12 protein-coding genes are annotated in these 13,724 nt (G+C 71.0%); 5 read left to right on the forward strand and 7 right to left on the reverse strand.

From position 1 onward, the window contains the following. The first annotated feature begins 173 nt into the window (after positions 1-173). Entirely contained in the window at positions 174-1,076 is a 903-nt protein-coding gene (locus ACQEV1_RS42445) for a carbohydrate kinase family protein (protein ID WP_285633775.1), read from the forward strand. A 20-nt stretch (positions 1,077-1,096) separates the two neighbouring features. On the opposite strand, the gene ACQEV1_RS42450 is transcribed toward ACQEV1_RS42445, so the two are convergent. From ACQEV1_RS42450 to ACQEV1_RS42480, 7 genes are read right to left on the reverse strand one after another with little or no spacing between them, the layout of a single operon-like run. Further along, the gene (locus ACQEV1_RS42450) at positions 1,097-2,116 is read right to left on the reverse strand and encodes an Lrp/AsnC family transcriptional regulator (protein WP_285633778.1); all 1,020 of its coding nucleotides are present in this window, start codon (positions 2,114-2,116) and stop codon (positions 1,097-1,099) included. 3 nt (positions 2,117-2,119) lie between these two features. Continuing rightward, positions 2,120-2,965, reverse strand: coding sequence for an alpha/beta fold hydrolase (locus tag ACQEV1_RS42455; protein WP_285633781.1), 846 nt, complete (start codon positions 2,963-2,965; stop codon positions 2,120-2,122). 12 nt (positions 2,966-2,977) lie between these two features. Next, complete coding sequence (locus ACQEV1_RS42460; protein ID WP_433402329.1) at positions 2,978-4,153, reverse strand: M24 family metallopeptidase; 1,176 nt, start codon at positions 4,151-4,153, stop codon at positions 2,978-2,980. 2 nt (positions 4,154-4,155) lie between these two features. After that, the gene (locus ACQEV1_RS42465; protein ID WP_285633787.1) at positions 4,156-5,052 is read right to left on the reverse strand and encodes an ABC transporter permease; all 897 of its coding nucleotides are present in this window, start codon (positions 5,050-5,052) and stop codon (positions 4,156-4,158) included. Then, complete coding sequence (locus ACQEV1_RS42470; protein ID WP_285633790.1) at positions 5,049-6,011, reverse strand: ABC transporter permease; 963 nt, start codon at positions 6,009-6,011, stop codon at positions 5,049-5,051. The genes ACQEV1_RS42465 and ACQEV1_RS42470 overlap by 4 nt, the downstream gene beginning before the upstream one ends. Positions 6,012-6,026: 15 nt before the next feature. Beyond that, positions 6,027-7,631, reverse strand: a complete 1,605-nt coding sequence (locus ACQEV1_RS42475) for an ABC transporter substrate-binding protein (RefSeq protein WP_433406078.1) — start codon at positions 7,629-7,631, stop codon at positions 6,027-6,029. Then, positions 7,631-8,839, reverse strand: a complete 1,209-nt coding sequence (locus ACQEV1_RS42480; protein WP_285573338.1) for a dipeptidase — start codon at positions 8,837-8,839, stop codon at positions 7,631-7,633. Before ACQEV1_RS42480 ends, ACQEV1_RS42475 begins: the two co-directional genes overlap by 1 nt. Positions 8,840-9,125: 286 nt before the next feature. On the opposite strand from ACQEV1_RS42480, the gene ACQEV1_RS42485 reads away from it, so the two are divergent. The 4 genes from ACQEV1_RS42485 to ACQEV1_RS42500 all read left to right on the forward strand — a co-directional run bounded on the left by ACQEV1_RS42485 (position 9,126) and on the right by ACQEV1_RS42500 (position 13,722). Beyond that, complete coding sequence (locus ACQEV1_RS42485) at positions 9,126-10,034, forward strand: ABC transporter ATP-binding protein (RefSeq protein WP_433402334.1); 909 nt, start codon at positions 9,126-9,128, stop codon at positions 10,032-10,034. Continuing rightward, entirely contained in the window at positions 10,018-11,091 is a 1,074-nt protein-coding gene (locus ACQEV1_RS42490; RefSeq protein ID WP_285633799.1) for an ABC transporter ATP-binding protein, read from the forward strand. Before ACQEV1_RS42485 ends, ACQEV1_RS42490 begins: the two co-directional genes overlap by 17 nt. 175 nt (positions 11,092-11,266) lie before the next feature. Next, the gene (crtI, locus tag ACQEV1_RS42495; RefSeq protein WP_433402338.1) at positions 11,267-12,775 is read left to right on the forward strand and encodes a phytoene desaturase family protein; all 1,509 of its coding nucleotides are present in this window, start codon (positions 11,267-11,269) and stop codon (positions 12,773-12,775) included. Then, positions 12,772-13,722, forward strand: coding sequence for a phytoene/squalene synthase family protein (locus tag ACQEV1_RS42500; RefSeq protein WP_433402341.1), 951 nt, complete (start codon positions 12,772-12,774; stop codon positions 13,720-13,722). The genes crtI and ACQEV1_RS42500 overlap by 4 nt, the downstream gene beginning before the upstream one ends. The last annotated feature ends 2 nt before the right edge of the window (positions 13,723-13,724 follow it).

A 13,724-nucleotide genomic window follows, 5' to 3' on the forward strand; every position in this document is an offset into this window, starting at 1 on the left:
GCCTCCGGGGGGCACCTGTAAGGCCGGAGCATAGCCCGCTCACATGCGATCGGAGATGAAGATCTAGCGTCGATCCGACGGTCGGCCCGCCTGGACGCCCGTAACCGCGACACTGGACGGGCCGGCGCGGGGACCGCCCGGCCGGTGACGGCGAGCGACGGGACGGTGTGCGGATGAGCGGAACGGACGTGCTGGTGGTCGGCGGCGCCGGAGTCGACACGATCGTGCGCGTACCGGCTCTGCCGCTGCCGGTCCGCGACTCGATCACGGTGCCCCCGATCGAGGACTTCACCGCGCACACCGGCAACGGCGTCGCCCTCGGCTGCCACGCGCTCGGCCTGCGGACCGCGTTCGTCGACGTCATCGGCGAGGACGACCAGGGACGCCTGGTGCGCCGCACGTACGAGGAGGCCGGTCTGCCGTTCCGGTACACGACCCATCCCAGCGGCACGCGCCGCAGCGTGAACCTCGTCGACCCGCAGGGGAACCGCCTGTCGCTGTACGACCCCCGGCACCCGTCGGACCTGGACGTCGATCCCGCGCTGTACCGGACGGCGGTGGGCGAGGCCCGGCACGTGCACGTGTCGATCATGCCGTGGGCCGCCGAGGCGCTGGCCGCGGCCGTGGCCGCGGGGACGCCGACCTCCACCGATCTGCACGACTGGAACGGCGAGGACGACCACCACCGCCGCTTCGCCAGACGGGCCGACGTGGTGTTCGTGTCCGCCGCCGAGCTGGGCGACCGGGCCGACGCGGTGGCCGGGGAGATCATCGAACGGGGCCGGGCGCAGGCCGTCGTGGTCATGGCCGGAGCCGCGGGCTGCCGCCTGACCGTCCGCGGCGAACCGGTCCGGGCGATCCCCGCCGTCACGCTGCCCGGCCGGCCGGTCGTCGACAGCAACGGCGCCGGGGACTGCTTCGTCGCGGCGTTCCTGTACGCCCGGCTGCGCGGCGACTCCTGGGCGGACGCGGCGCGGGCCGGCGCGATCGCCGGGGCCTACGCCTGCGGCACCGCCGGCACGCACACCTCCTTCGTCGACGCCCCGACGCTCGACCACGAACTGGCCCGCGGTTAGGCAACGGCGAATCGGCCGCCTCAGGCGTCCCCGCCGCTCGGGCCGGACCCGTTGAGGCGGCCGCGCCACCAGGGAGTCTCGATGAAACCCCGTTTCAGGTTGAGCATCTCCATATTGGCGGTCCAGCCCTGGACGCCGGGGAGGGGTCCGAGCGTCCTGGTCACGAAGTCGAACACGTCGCGCGTCGTCGGCAGGATCACCTCGCACATCAACGAGCTTCCGTTGAGCGTGGCCGCGACGTACCGGACGCCTCGGTAGGTGGCGAGTTCACGAGCGGCCGAGTCGAGGTTGGCCGGCGTCACCGTGATCATGAAGATGATCTCGGACTCGAAGCCGAGCGCGGGCGCGGGGACCAGCGTGTTGACCAGGATGCATCCCCTCGCCCGCAGCGTCTCGAACCTGCGGCGGACGGTGCTCTCGTTGACCCCGATCACGTCCGCGACGCCCTGGAAGCTGGCCCGGCCGTCGTCGCGGAGCACGGCGACGATCGCCCGGTCGGTGTCGTTGAAGTGACTGGAGTCGCACTCGTGCGGCTCGACGGGCGTGTAGACGTGATCCTTTCCGGTCAGGAGCTGACGGCTCCAGTCGTTCGTGGCCTTGTAGGTGTGGAGCAGCAGGTCGGTCTCGCATCGCGACACACCGTCGATCGCCAGCACCTCGTCGATCAGGCGCGTGTGCAGCGAATCGTCCGTCCGCACGTTCAGCTCGGCGATGATGTCCGTCTCTCCGGTCACCAGCGTGAGGAAACGGACATCTTCGCGGCGGACGAGCTCCAGGGCGACCTCGGTCTGGCGGCCCGGCTCACAGCCGATGCGGAGGATGAACAGGTTCACCGGACCCGCGTGGCTGATGTCCGGGGTCACGCCGACCCGGACGATGCCCTCGGCGAGGAGCTGCTGGGCGCGGCGCGCCACCGTCGGCACCGACGTGTCGCAGACGTCGGCGACCGACGTCCAGCTCGCCCGGCCATCGCTCTGCAGCGCGACGATGATGCGCCGGTCGAGTTCGTCGAGTTGGTTCAGAACCGGATTGATGCTCATGCCTTATCGCTGATCGGCGCCCACGTCGCGCAGGAAGTCGCGGACGACCGTTCGCCACCGCACGGCCTCCTCGATCTGGGGAGAGTGCCCCGACTTCTCGAAGACGACCAATTCGGCGTCAGGAATGAGCGACACGATTTTCTCACTGCTCTCGACCGGGGTGATCCAGTCATCACGCCCGACGGTGACGAGGGTCGGGCAGATGATATCGGGCAGCTGCGCCTTGATGTCGTAACCCGGCTGGTTGACCGCGAAGGCGAAGTTATGCGTCTCATACCGGTAAGGGGTGGCCGCGACCTTCTCTTCGACTTTCGCCGGGTCGTAGACATGGTCATAGAGCGGCAGGATCTCGCGCCAGCAGTCGCGCAGGTCATCGTTGTCGCGTACGAGGCCGTTGTTGATGCGGTCGAGTTTCTCCACGTCGACGGTGACCCTCGTCGAGTTGAGGGCGTTGCGGCGCGCGGCCTCCTCATTGTCATGGTCGGGTGAGGTGTCGCGCAGGACGAGCGCCTTGACCCGCCGCGGATGGCGAATCGCGTACTCCATCGCGATGAAACCGCCGTACGATCCGCCGGCCATGACGATCTGCTCGGCCCCGATCCACTCACGCAGCCCGTCGACGTCGGCGGCCCACTGCTCGTGGGTGAACGGCGGATTGCCGCCGCTCTCCCCCGATCCGCGGGCGTCGAAGACGACGACCCGGAAGGTGTCGGCGAACGGCGCGAAGGTCGCCCGCGGCTCGGCGCGGGAGCCCAACCCGGGAGCACCGTGGTGCGCGATGAGGACGGGCGCGCCCTCCTCTCCGAAGACCTCCACCGCCAGTTCGTTGCCATTGATCGTGACGAACACGATCCCTCCTTGCTAGACGGGGACGACGACGTCGTCGAGCGAGCGGGGATAGAAGGTGAAGGGGGTGGCCGCGTCATCGGTGACGAGCATGCTGTCGGAGATCCGGTATCCGGCGTGCCCGGTGACGTAGATGCCGGGCTCGTTGGACACGACCATGCCCGGCTCCAGGACCGTGGCGTCGCCGTCCTCCAGCCATGGCGGCTCGTGCATGCCCAGCCCGATGCCGTGTCCCTGGCGGTGTCTGAGGAATCCCTCCAGCCCCGCGTCCCGGATGACGTCCAGGCAGGTGCGGTTCACGTCCGCGCACCGCGCCCCCGGCCGGATGCTCGCCGCGCCCACGGCCTGGGCCTCTCGTACGGCCTCGTAGTAGCGACGCTGCTCCGCCGACGGCTCACCGAGCACGAACGTCCGCTCGCCCTCGACGAACCGGCCGCCGACCGCGCACCCGAGTGAGAGCACGAACGTGTCGCCGGGGCGCAGCCGGCGAGCCGACGGCAGCCCGTGCGGCCGCGCGCTGTTCTCCGCCGCGTAGACCAGGCCGCCGGCCAGCGGCGAGACCACCACGACGTCGTCGTGCTCGGCGTACATCGTGCGGCTGCCGAACGAGGTCACGTGCGCGGCGAGTTCGGCCTCGCTCGGCAGTTCCCCGCCGGCGCCGACGGCCTGTTCGATCAGGTCTCGCCCCGCGGTGAGCATCGCGTCGGTGATCCGCCCGGCCTCCCGGTGCAGCGCGATCTCCTCGGGCCGTTTGCGCAGGCGGGCGCGTTCGGCGACACCGGTCCGGACGAAATCGGCACCGGGAAACGCGGCACGGACGGCGGCGAGGCGGTCGACCGCCATGCCGCCCGGATGGCCGACGCGCCGGCCGCGGGGCACCCGCCCGGCGAGCGCGTCGAAGGGCGGGACGACCCCCGGATACTCCGGATAGACCACGAGCTCGGCCACGGTGTTCTGGACCCGGGCGTGCTCGACTTCGAGCTCGGGCAGCAGCAGGGCCGTGGTCCCGTCCACGCCGATCCATACCGCGACCGGCCGCTCGCAGGGATGGTGGAAGAACCCGGTCAGGTACGCCACGTCCTCCGGAGAGTCGGTGAGGAGGGCGTCCACCCGCTCGGTGGCGAGAGCCGCGCGTACGCCGTCCTGCACGTCGGCGTAGAAGGCGGCGGGAAGCCGCTGGTCGAACGCCACGCTCAGTCCTTCCTCGTCCGCGGGTCGCGGGCGTCGTTGTAGGCGATGGAGAGCAGGGTCGCGGCCACCACCAGCGCGAGAATGGCCAACGACGGGAAGAGCGTCGTCCACCACGCCTCCTGCATGGCGCCGGACTGCTGGGCCTCGAAGAGGATCCGGCCCCACGACCAGCTGTTCGGGTCCCCGAGCCCCAGGAACGCCAGGCCCGCCGCGGACAGCACCGCGCGGGACGCGGTGAGCACGACGGAGACCGCGATCACCGGTGCCACGGCCGGAAGCAGGTGCTTGCGGATGATCCACAGCGGCGAGCCGGTGGCCAGCCGCGCGGCGTCCACGTACGGCAGCCGTACGACCGCGAGCGCCTGTGACCGCACGACGCGGCTGACCTCGGGCCAGGAGAAGAAGGCCAGGACGAGCACGATGGTCTGCAGGCTCGGCCCGACGAGGGCGGCGACGAGGATCATCAGCGGGAGCACCGGAAGCGACAGGAAGAGGTCGACCAGTACGCCCATCACCCCGTCGACCCAGCGGAAGTACGCGCTGCACACGGCCACGGTCACGCCGATGACGATCGCCAGCGCGGTCGCGCCGGCCGCGACGAGCATGCTGGACCTCGTGCCGTAGACCACCTCGGCGAACACGTCGCGGCCGAGGTTGTCGGTGCCGAACCAGTGGGCGGCCGAGGGCGGTCGCAGGATCGCCGTGCCGTGGCCGCGCGGATAGCTCGCGAGCAGCGGCGCGACGAGCGCGACCACGATGAGCAGTGCCAGCAGCACCATCGCGAGGATGCCGAGCGGATTGCGGCGGAACGCGTCCCAGGTCGCCTTCGCCGCGGCGGGCCGGTCCGCCACGTCCGCCGCGTCCGCCGTGCCGGCCGTGGACTCGATGAGTGAGGTCATGCGGTTCGCACCCGTGGATCGAGTAGCCCGTAGGCGAGGTCGGTGAGCAGGTTGGCGACGATCACCGTCGCCGACAGGAGCACGAAGGCGCCCTGGAGAACCGGGAAGTCCAGCTGGGTCACGGCCTCGTAGATGCCGCGCCCGATCCCCGGGTAGGCGTAGATCGTTTCGGTGAGTACGGCGCCGCCGACGACGAAGCCGAGCTGGAGCCCGACGAGTGTCGTCGTCGGCAGCAGCGCGTTGCGCAGAGCGTGCTTCCAGAGGACCTTGCGCTCACCCAGCCCGTTCGCGCGGGCCAGCGTGCAGTAGTCCTCGCCGAGCGCGTCGATCAGCGTGGACCGCAGCGTGAGCACGTACGAGCCGAGCTGGACGAGCACCAGCGACAGGCACGGCAGGACCAGGTGCCGCAGCACGCTGCCGTACCAGGCGATCCCGTAGGTGTTCTCCGTGTAGGCGCCCCCGATCGGGAACCAGCGCAGCTTCAGACCGAGGAGGTACAGCAGGAAGATCCCGATGCTGGGCACGAACAGGGACTGCCCGACGACGCCGCTGAGCTGCACGGCCCGGTCCCAGAACCCACGGCGCGAGGCCGCGAGCACCCCGAGCGGGACGCCGATGACGATCGTGACGACCAGCGCGGAGAGGGTGAGCAGGAGCGTCCACGGCAGCCGGTCCATCAGCGCCGTCGTGACCGGCACCGACTGGCTGAACGACACGCCCAGGTTGCCGTGCAGGAGCTGCCACAGGTACTTGCCGTACTGCACGGCCAGCGACTGGTCGAGGCCGTACTGGTGAAGGAGCGCCTGCCGCGTCTCCCTCGTCATGTTGGGGTTGGCCACCGCCAGCGCCGGGTCGCCCGGCAGCAGGCGGAGCATGAGGAAGGTGACGGTCACGGCGAACCAGATCGTGACCACTCCGCGAAGGACCCGTCGCAGCGCGAACCGGGCGAGAGGCGGCATGGCGGTGGCCCTTCGTCAGCTGCTCGACTTGACGTTGGCCAGCGACTGCGGATCGACGATCGACAGCAGTTCGCTCGGCTTGACGACGAACCCGGTCCAGTTCGAACGGTGCGCCACGTAGAGGTTCTGCGTGTACATCACGTTGTCGTAGACCTGGTCGTGCACCAGCTTGGCGGCGGCCTGGACGAGCTTCTTCTGCTCGTTCACGTCGGTCGTCGCCTGCGCCTTGGTCACCAGCGTCGACAGGTCGGAAGCGTCGACGTGGGAGTAGTTGATGATGCCCTTCGGCAGGTACGTCAGGGTCATGTTCGTCGCCGGGTCGTCCATGATGGCGAAGTTGCCGGCGTAGATGTCGTAGTCACCCGCGTCCGTCTTGGCCAGGTAGGTGTTGCGCTCCAGGCCCTGCGGCTTGATGGTGATCCCCGCCTTGGCCGCGTCGTCCCTGACCAGGGTCGCCCACTGCGCGGTGACCGGGTCCTGCAGGGAGTAGATCATCCGGAACGACAGCGGGAACTTTCCGCTGCCGTCGGCGGTGTACCCCGCGTCCTGCAGCAGCTTGCGCGCCATCGCCGGGTCGAACGTGTACTCCTGGAGCGACGGGTCGTGGAACTGCTTGAGCACCGGCATGATCGGGCTGCTGCCCGTGGAGACCGCCTGACCCTGCAGGACGACCTTGCGGATCGCGTCGTAGTCGACGGCGTGGGACAGCGCCTGGCGCACCTTGACATTGTCGAGGGGCTTCTTGTCCATGTTGTACGCCAGGTGCGCGTAGCCCAGACCCGGGACCTCCTCGACCGTGATGCCGGCGGCCTTCTTGAGCGGCTGCACCTGCGCGGGCGGCAGCGCGTTGGCGATCGCGTCCACGTCGCCGTTCTTCAGCGCCAGGATCTCGGTGTTGACGTCCGGGTAGACCTTGTAGACGACCCGGCTCACCGTGGGCCGGCCGCCCGGCGCGAAGGGGTACGGCGTGACCCGCTCCAGCGTGTAGCTCTGCCCCTTCGCCACCTTGGTCAGCCTGAACGGCCCGGCGCTGACCCAGTTCGCGTTGTTGGCGAACTTCGCGACGCTGCCGGCCTTGCCGAACACGTGCTCGGGGACGACGTTGCCCCAGAAGCCGACCTCAGGAATGACGGTGGCATCCGGTTTGGACAGCTTGAGCTCGACCCGGGTGGGTGACACGGCCTTGGCCGACGAGAAGTTCGCGAGCTGCCCGTACAGCGTGCCGGACGGCTTGTCCTTCTTCACCGCGTTGAGCGTGTACGCCACGTCCGAGGCGGTCAGCGGCGTTCCGTCGCTCCACTTCATGTCGCCGCGGATCTCGTAGAACCCCGTGGTCGGGTTGGTGTACCCCCACTTGGTCGCGAGGGAGGGACGCTTGCTTCCGTCGTTCCCGACCGTCAGCAGGTGGGGGTACATCAGGTTGGTGAGCCAGTAGTCGGTCCGGCTGTTGCCGATGAGGGGGTTGAAGTTCACCACGTCGGTGGTGGTGGCGATCCGCAGTTCGGCGCCCCCGCCCGAGCCCGACTCCGCCGCCTTCTTGCTGGGCGCGCAGGCGCCCAGCGCGCCGGTCAGCACGGTCACCGCGGCCGTGCCGGCCATGAGTCCGGCGCGCCGGCGCATCACACCCACACCTCTTCCAGCACGCGTAGGGTGTTGCCGCCGACCACGGCGCGGATCTCATCGTCGGAGTAGTCGTGGGAGACCAGCCAGCCGATGATGTTGTAGAAGCACTCGGCCGGGTTCTCCAGGCCGTCGACGTACTCCACCTTCGGGAACTCCACGCCGCTGTGCGCCTGCCCGATCGAGAGGTTGGCGGAGAACGCGTCGTGCAGGCCCACGTGGTCGCCGAACAGGGTGTCGGGCCCGAAGGTGACGTGTTCGATGCCGACGAGTTCCACGCAGTGCACGAAGTGGTCCATCACCGACTCCAGTGAGTGGCGCGGATGGGCGTGGGACAGCGTCGTGTGCGGCGCGGCCTCCAGCCCGAGGACTCCGCCGCGCTCGGCACAGGCCTTGATGACCGCGTCGGGCTTCATCCGGTTGGTCGGCCACACCTCGCGTGACCCGCAGTGCGTGATGAAGATCGGCTTGGTGGACTTCTCGATGACGTCCATGGCGGTCCGGTCGCCGGAGTGGGAGACGTCGATGGCGATGCCGAGCTTGTTCATCCGCTCGACCGCGCGCTCGCCGAAGTAGGTCAGCCCGCCGTCGCCGCGCTCCTTCAGGCCGCTGCCGAGTGTGTTCGCCTCCGAGTAGGCGATGCCCATCTGGCGGACGCCGAAGCCGTACAGGACGTCGAGCCGGTCGACCTCGTTCTCGATCATCGTCGCGGCTTCGAGGCCGAAGATGTGCGCCACGCGGCCGGACGCGTGAGCGTCGTGGATGTCCTTGACCGTCTCACCCTTGACGACGAAGTCCTGGTGGGCGAGGTCGGCCATCCGTACGCCGAGGTCGAACAGGACGTCCTGGTACTTCCAGCCGGCGTCGCTGCTGATGCAGCACGTGCCGTCCATGCCGTTGTCGAACACGGCGGTCATCCCCGAGCGGGAGAGGCCCTCGTAGCCGGTGGGCTCGCGGCCCTGCCGGATGTGCTCCCGGAGGTCGGACATGTCGTCGGGGAAGACCTGCACGTGCTCGTGCAGCGAGATCACGACCTCGTCGGTCAGCAGGCGCTTGGTACGTTCCAGCTGCGCGTCGGACAGCTCGAGGCCCTGGTACGGCGGTACCCGGCCGATCTGCTTGGCGTACGCGATGTCCCGGTAGTCCTTGCCGCGCTCGAGGTACTCGTAGGCGGTGTAACCGGTGTAGCGCTTCGCGGGCTCGAGCACTGGCTCTCCTCTCGTCTCCCGACTCACCCGGACCGATATCGCCGTTGCGGCACGTCCGATAGTCGGGAGTTCGTATGGCCGCATACTCTTGCCAAACTTCGGCGGGAGTGTCAAGGTATCGGCAATATTCCGGCCGAATACACGTCTCAGCTTGTTACATCCGGCGCTAGGAGGTTTCGTGGCGGTTACGTCAACCTCACCGACGACGACGCGATCCGCGTTGCGCGTACGCGGCCTGTCCGTCGAATTTCGGACGCGGCGGGGTCCGGTGCCCTCGGTCAGGGGCGTGGATCTCGACGTCGCGCCGGGCGAGCTCGTGGCGCTGCTCGGGGAGTCCGGATCGGGCAAGTCCGTGACCGTGCGCTCGATCATGGGTCTCGACGCGGACAACGCGCGGTCGAACGCGGACGAGATGCGGCTGGGCGACACCGACCTGCTGGCGCTGAGCGGCGACGAGCGCCGCCGGCTCCGCGGACACCGGATGAGCATGGTCTTCCAGGACGCGCTGTCGGCGCTGAACCCGGTGCTCTCGGTGGGCGACCAGATCGGCGACCTGATCCGCGCCCACACCGACACCTCACGGCGTGCCGCCCGCGCCCGCGCGGTCGAGCTGCTCGGGATGGTCGGCATCCCCGGGGCGTCCCGGCGGGTCGGGGACTACCCGCACCAGTTCTCCGGCGGGATGCGCCAGCGGATCCTCATCGGCATGGCGATCGCGCTCGAACCGGAACTGCTCCTCGCCGACGAGCCGACCACCGCCCTCGACGTCACCGTGCAGGCGCAGATCCTCGAACTGCTCGACCGGCTGCGCCGCGAGCTGGACATGGCGGTCCTGCTCATCACGCACGACCTCGGGGTGGTCAGCGAGGTCGCCGACCGGGTCGCCGTCATGTACGCCGGGCGGATCGTCGAACGCGGCAGCGGCGACGACCTGCTCGCACGGCCCGCGCACCCCTACACCGAGGCGCTGCTGACGTCGGTGCCGCAGGCGGAGGGCCTCGGCCGGGACCTGGTGACCATCCCCGGCTCCCCGCCGAACCCGGAGCGGGTCCCGCCGGGCTGCGCCTTCCATCCCCGCTGCTCGTGGGCGGTGGAGGCCTGCCGGGAGACACGCCCGGCTCTCATCGAGGTGCGGCGCGGGCGCGAATCCGCCTGCCACCGCGGTCAGGAGGTCGTCGGTGCCGGCAACGAGTAGCCCCCACACGCCGCAGCCGGCCGGAACCGCGCCGCCCGGAGAGGTCGTGCTGGAGGCGCGAGACCTGGTGAAGACCTTCACCACCGGACGTGGCGGCCTCAGCCGCACCCGCGTGTCCAGCGTGGACGGGATCAGCCTGTCACTGCGGGCCGGCGAGTCGCTGGGGATCGTCGGAGAGTCCGGCTGCGGCAAGTCGACCCTCGCACGGATGCTCGTCGGCCTGGAGGTGCCGGACTCGGGCTCGATCAGCTACCGCGGCCGCGACGTGACCGCCGCCCGTCGCGGCGACCGGAGGCTGCTGCGGCGAGGCGTGCAGATGGTCTTCCAGGACCCCTACACCTCGTTGGATCCGCGGATGACCGTGCTGGAGATCGTCGGCGAGCCGCTGACCGCGTCCCGTACGGGCACGCGGGCCTCGCGGCGCGATCGGGTCGCCGAGTTGCTCTCCCTGGTCGGCCTGGCGCCCGGCCTGATGGAACGCTATCCGCACCAGTTCTCCGGCGGACAGCGGCAGCGGATCGGAATCGCCCGCGCGCTGGCCCTGGAGCCGGAGGTCCTGGTGTGCGACGAGCCGGTGTCCGCGCTCGACGTCTCGGTGCAGGCGCAGGTCGTCAACGTCCTTCGCGACCTGCAACGACGGCTCGGCGTGACGCTGCTGTTCATCGCCCACGACCTGTCGGTGGTCCGCCACGTGGCCGACCGCGTCGCGGTGATGTACCTCGGGCGGATCGCCGAGATCGGACCGACCGCCACCGTCTACGAGGCGCCCGCCCATCCGTACACCCAGGCGCTGCTGTCCGCCTCGCCGGTGGTGGACCGGGCGCGGCGCGGACGGATGGCGGCACGGATCGTGCTCGACGGCGACCCCCCGTCGCCGACCAGTCCCCCGCCCGGGTGCCGGTTCCACACCCGGTGCCGGATGGCCCGCGACGACTGCCGGACCGACGTGCCGTCGCTGCGCCGGCCGTCCGAGGCGCAGGAGCGAGCGCGGCTGGCCGCCTGCCACCACGCCGAAGACGCCCTCACTCGCCTGGAGGACGTCTTCGGCCCGGCGTAGCGGGTCTCGCCCGGTTTCCGGCGCGTTCCCGGAAATCCGCACCAATCCAGGCAGTCATCCGCTCCGAATCCCCTCTGCGGTCCCGGTGAGCCGGGGCCGCGGCGCGAACGGCGCCGAGTGATCCACGCGGCGCGTTCGACGTTATCGGGCGATCCCGGAGGGTAGTCGATGCGACATGACTCACTGTTCGACCGTGCCGGGCAGGACCGATCACGTGATCGTGGTCGGTGCCGGGCTGTCCGGCCTGGCCGCCGCCTCGCACCTGTGCGGGCGCGGCCGCACAGTGACGGTGCTCGAACGCGACGGAGTGCCGGGCGGCCGGGCGGGCCGCCTCGACATCGGCGGCTACCGACTCGACACCGGGCCGACCGTGCTCACGATGCCGGACATCGTGCGCGACACGCTGGCGGCCACCGGCGCCTCGATGGATGAGCGGCTGCCCCTCATCCGGCTGGACCCGGCGTACCGGACGTTCTTCGCCGACGGCTCGTCGCTCGACGTGCACACCGACGCCGAGGCGATGACCGAGGCGGTACGGGCGTTCGCCGGGCCCCGCGAGGCGGAGGGCTACGCGCGGCTGCGCGCCTGGCTGACCCGGCTGTACGAGGTCGAGTACGCCGGCTTCATCGCGGCGAACGTCGACTCACCGCTCGGCCTGCTCACCCCGCGGTTGGCCCGGCTGGCGGCGCTCGGCGGCTTCGGCCGGTGGGAGAGCGCCGTCCGCCGGTTCCTGCGCGACGAACGGCTGCTGCGGGTCTTCACCTTCCAGGCGCTGTACGCCGGGCTGTCCCCACGCCGGGCGCTCGCGCTGTACGCGGTCATCGCCTACATGGACACCGTCGGCGGCGTGTTCTTCCCCCGCGGTGGCATGCGGGCGCTCCCGGACGCCCTCGCCGGCGCGGCCGCCGACGCCGGTGTGGAGTTCCGCTACGGCACGCGCGTCACCTCACTCGAACGCCGCGGACGCCGCGTCACCGCCGCGCTCACCGCCGACGGCGACCGGATCCCGTGCGACGCCGTCGTCCTCAGCTGCGACCTGCCGGCCGCCTACCGGCTGCTCGGCCACGTCCCCCGGCGGCCCGCCCGCCTCGTCGCCGCGCCGTCGGCCGTCGTCGTGCACCTCGGCGTCTCCGGCGACGGGCGGCCCGGCGACCGGGCCGGCGCGAACGGCACCGCCCACCACAACCTGCTGTTCGGCCGGGCCTGGCGCACCACCTTCGACGACCTGATCCGCGCCGGCCGGCCGATGCGCGACCCGTCGCTGCTGCTGACCCGCCCGACGGTCACCGATCCCGCGCTCGCCCCCGACGGACGCCAGCTCGTGTCCGTCCTCGCCCCGGCGCCCAACCTCGCCCGGGCCCGGCTCGACTGGGACCGGATCGGCCCGGCGTACGCGGAAGAGGTCATCCAGGCCACGGCCGTCCGGTCCGGTCTGCGCGTCCACGTGAAGGACGTCCTGCACGTCATCACCCCCGCCGACTGGCGCCGCCAGGGGCTCCTCGCCGGCACACCATTCAGCCTGGCGCACACGTTCGGCCAGACCGGGCCGTTCCGGCCCGCCAACCTCCCCCGTACGACGGACAACGTGGTGCTGGCCGGCTGCGGCACCGTACCCGGCGTCGGCGTCCCGACCGCGCTGGTGTCCGGCCGCCTGGCCGCCGACCGGATCACCGGCAACCCGTGACCGCCAGAGAGCTCGACGCCGCCGGGATCACCGACCCGTCCCTGCGGGACGCCTACCTCCGGTGCCGGACGCTCAACGCCCGGCACGGCCGGACGTTCTTCCTCGCGACCCGGCTGCTGCCGCCGTCGCGGCGGCCGGCCGTCCACGCCCTGTACGGCTTCGCCCGCCACGCCGACGACATCGTCGACGAACCCGCGCCGGGCACGCCGGTCGCGCGAATCGCCGCCGCGCTGGACCGGCTCGCCGCCGCGCTGGCCGGCGGCCTGCGCGCCGGCCGCAGCGACGACCCGGTGCTCGCGGCGGTCGTGCACACCGCGGGCCGGCACGGCATCGAGGGCGGTCTGTTCGACGCGTTCCTGCACTCGATGCGGATGGACCTGACCGTGACCGGCTATCCCACGCGAGCGGCGCTGCGGGAGTACGTGTACGGGTCGGCCGAGGTGATCGGGCGGCAGATGCTGCCCGTGCTCGGCACGATCTGCGATCCCGCCGAGGCGGCCGACGCCGCCGCGGCGCTCGGCGAGGCGTTCCAGCTGACCAACTTCCTGCGCGACGTCGCCGAGGACCTGGACCGCGGCCGCGTCTACCTGCCCGCCGACGAGCTCGCGGCGTTCGGCGTCGACCGTGAGGTGCTCGCCGGGTGCCGGCGAAGCGGCCGGGCCGAGCCACGGGTACGGCGCGCGCTCGCCGACCAGATCGCCCGGACACGCGAGGTGTACGGCCGGGCCCGGCCCGGGATCGACCTGCTGCATCCCGCCTCACGGCCCTGCATCGCCACCGCCTGCACGCTCTACTCCCACATCCTCGACCGCATCGAGGCGCACGACTACAACGTCTTCGACGGGCGCGTCTCCGTGGGCACCGGCCGCCGGCTGGCGCTCGCCGGCGGCGCCGTCGCACGCTCCCTGTGGGCGCGCGCACGGGCGCCCGCCGATGAGGCACGGTGACG

This window comes from Actinoallomurus sp. CA-142502, assembly GCF_050936355.1.
GTDB lineage: Bacteria > Actinomycetota > Actinomycetes > Streptosporangiales > Streptosporangiaceae > Actinoallomurus > Actinoallomurus iriomotensis.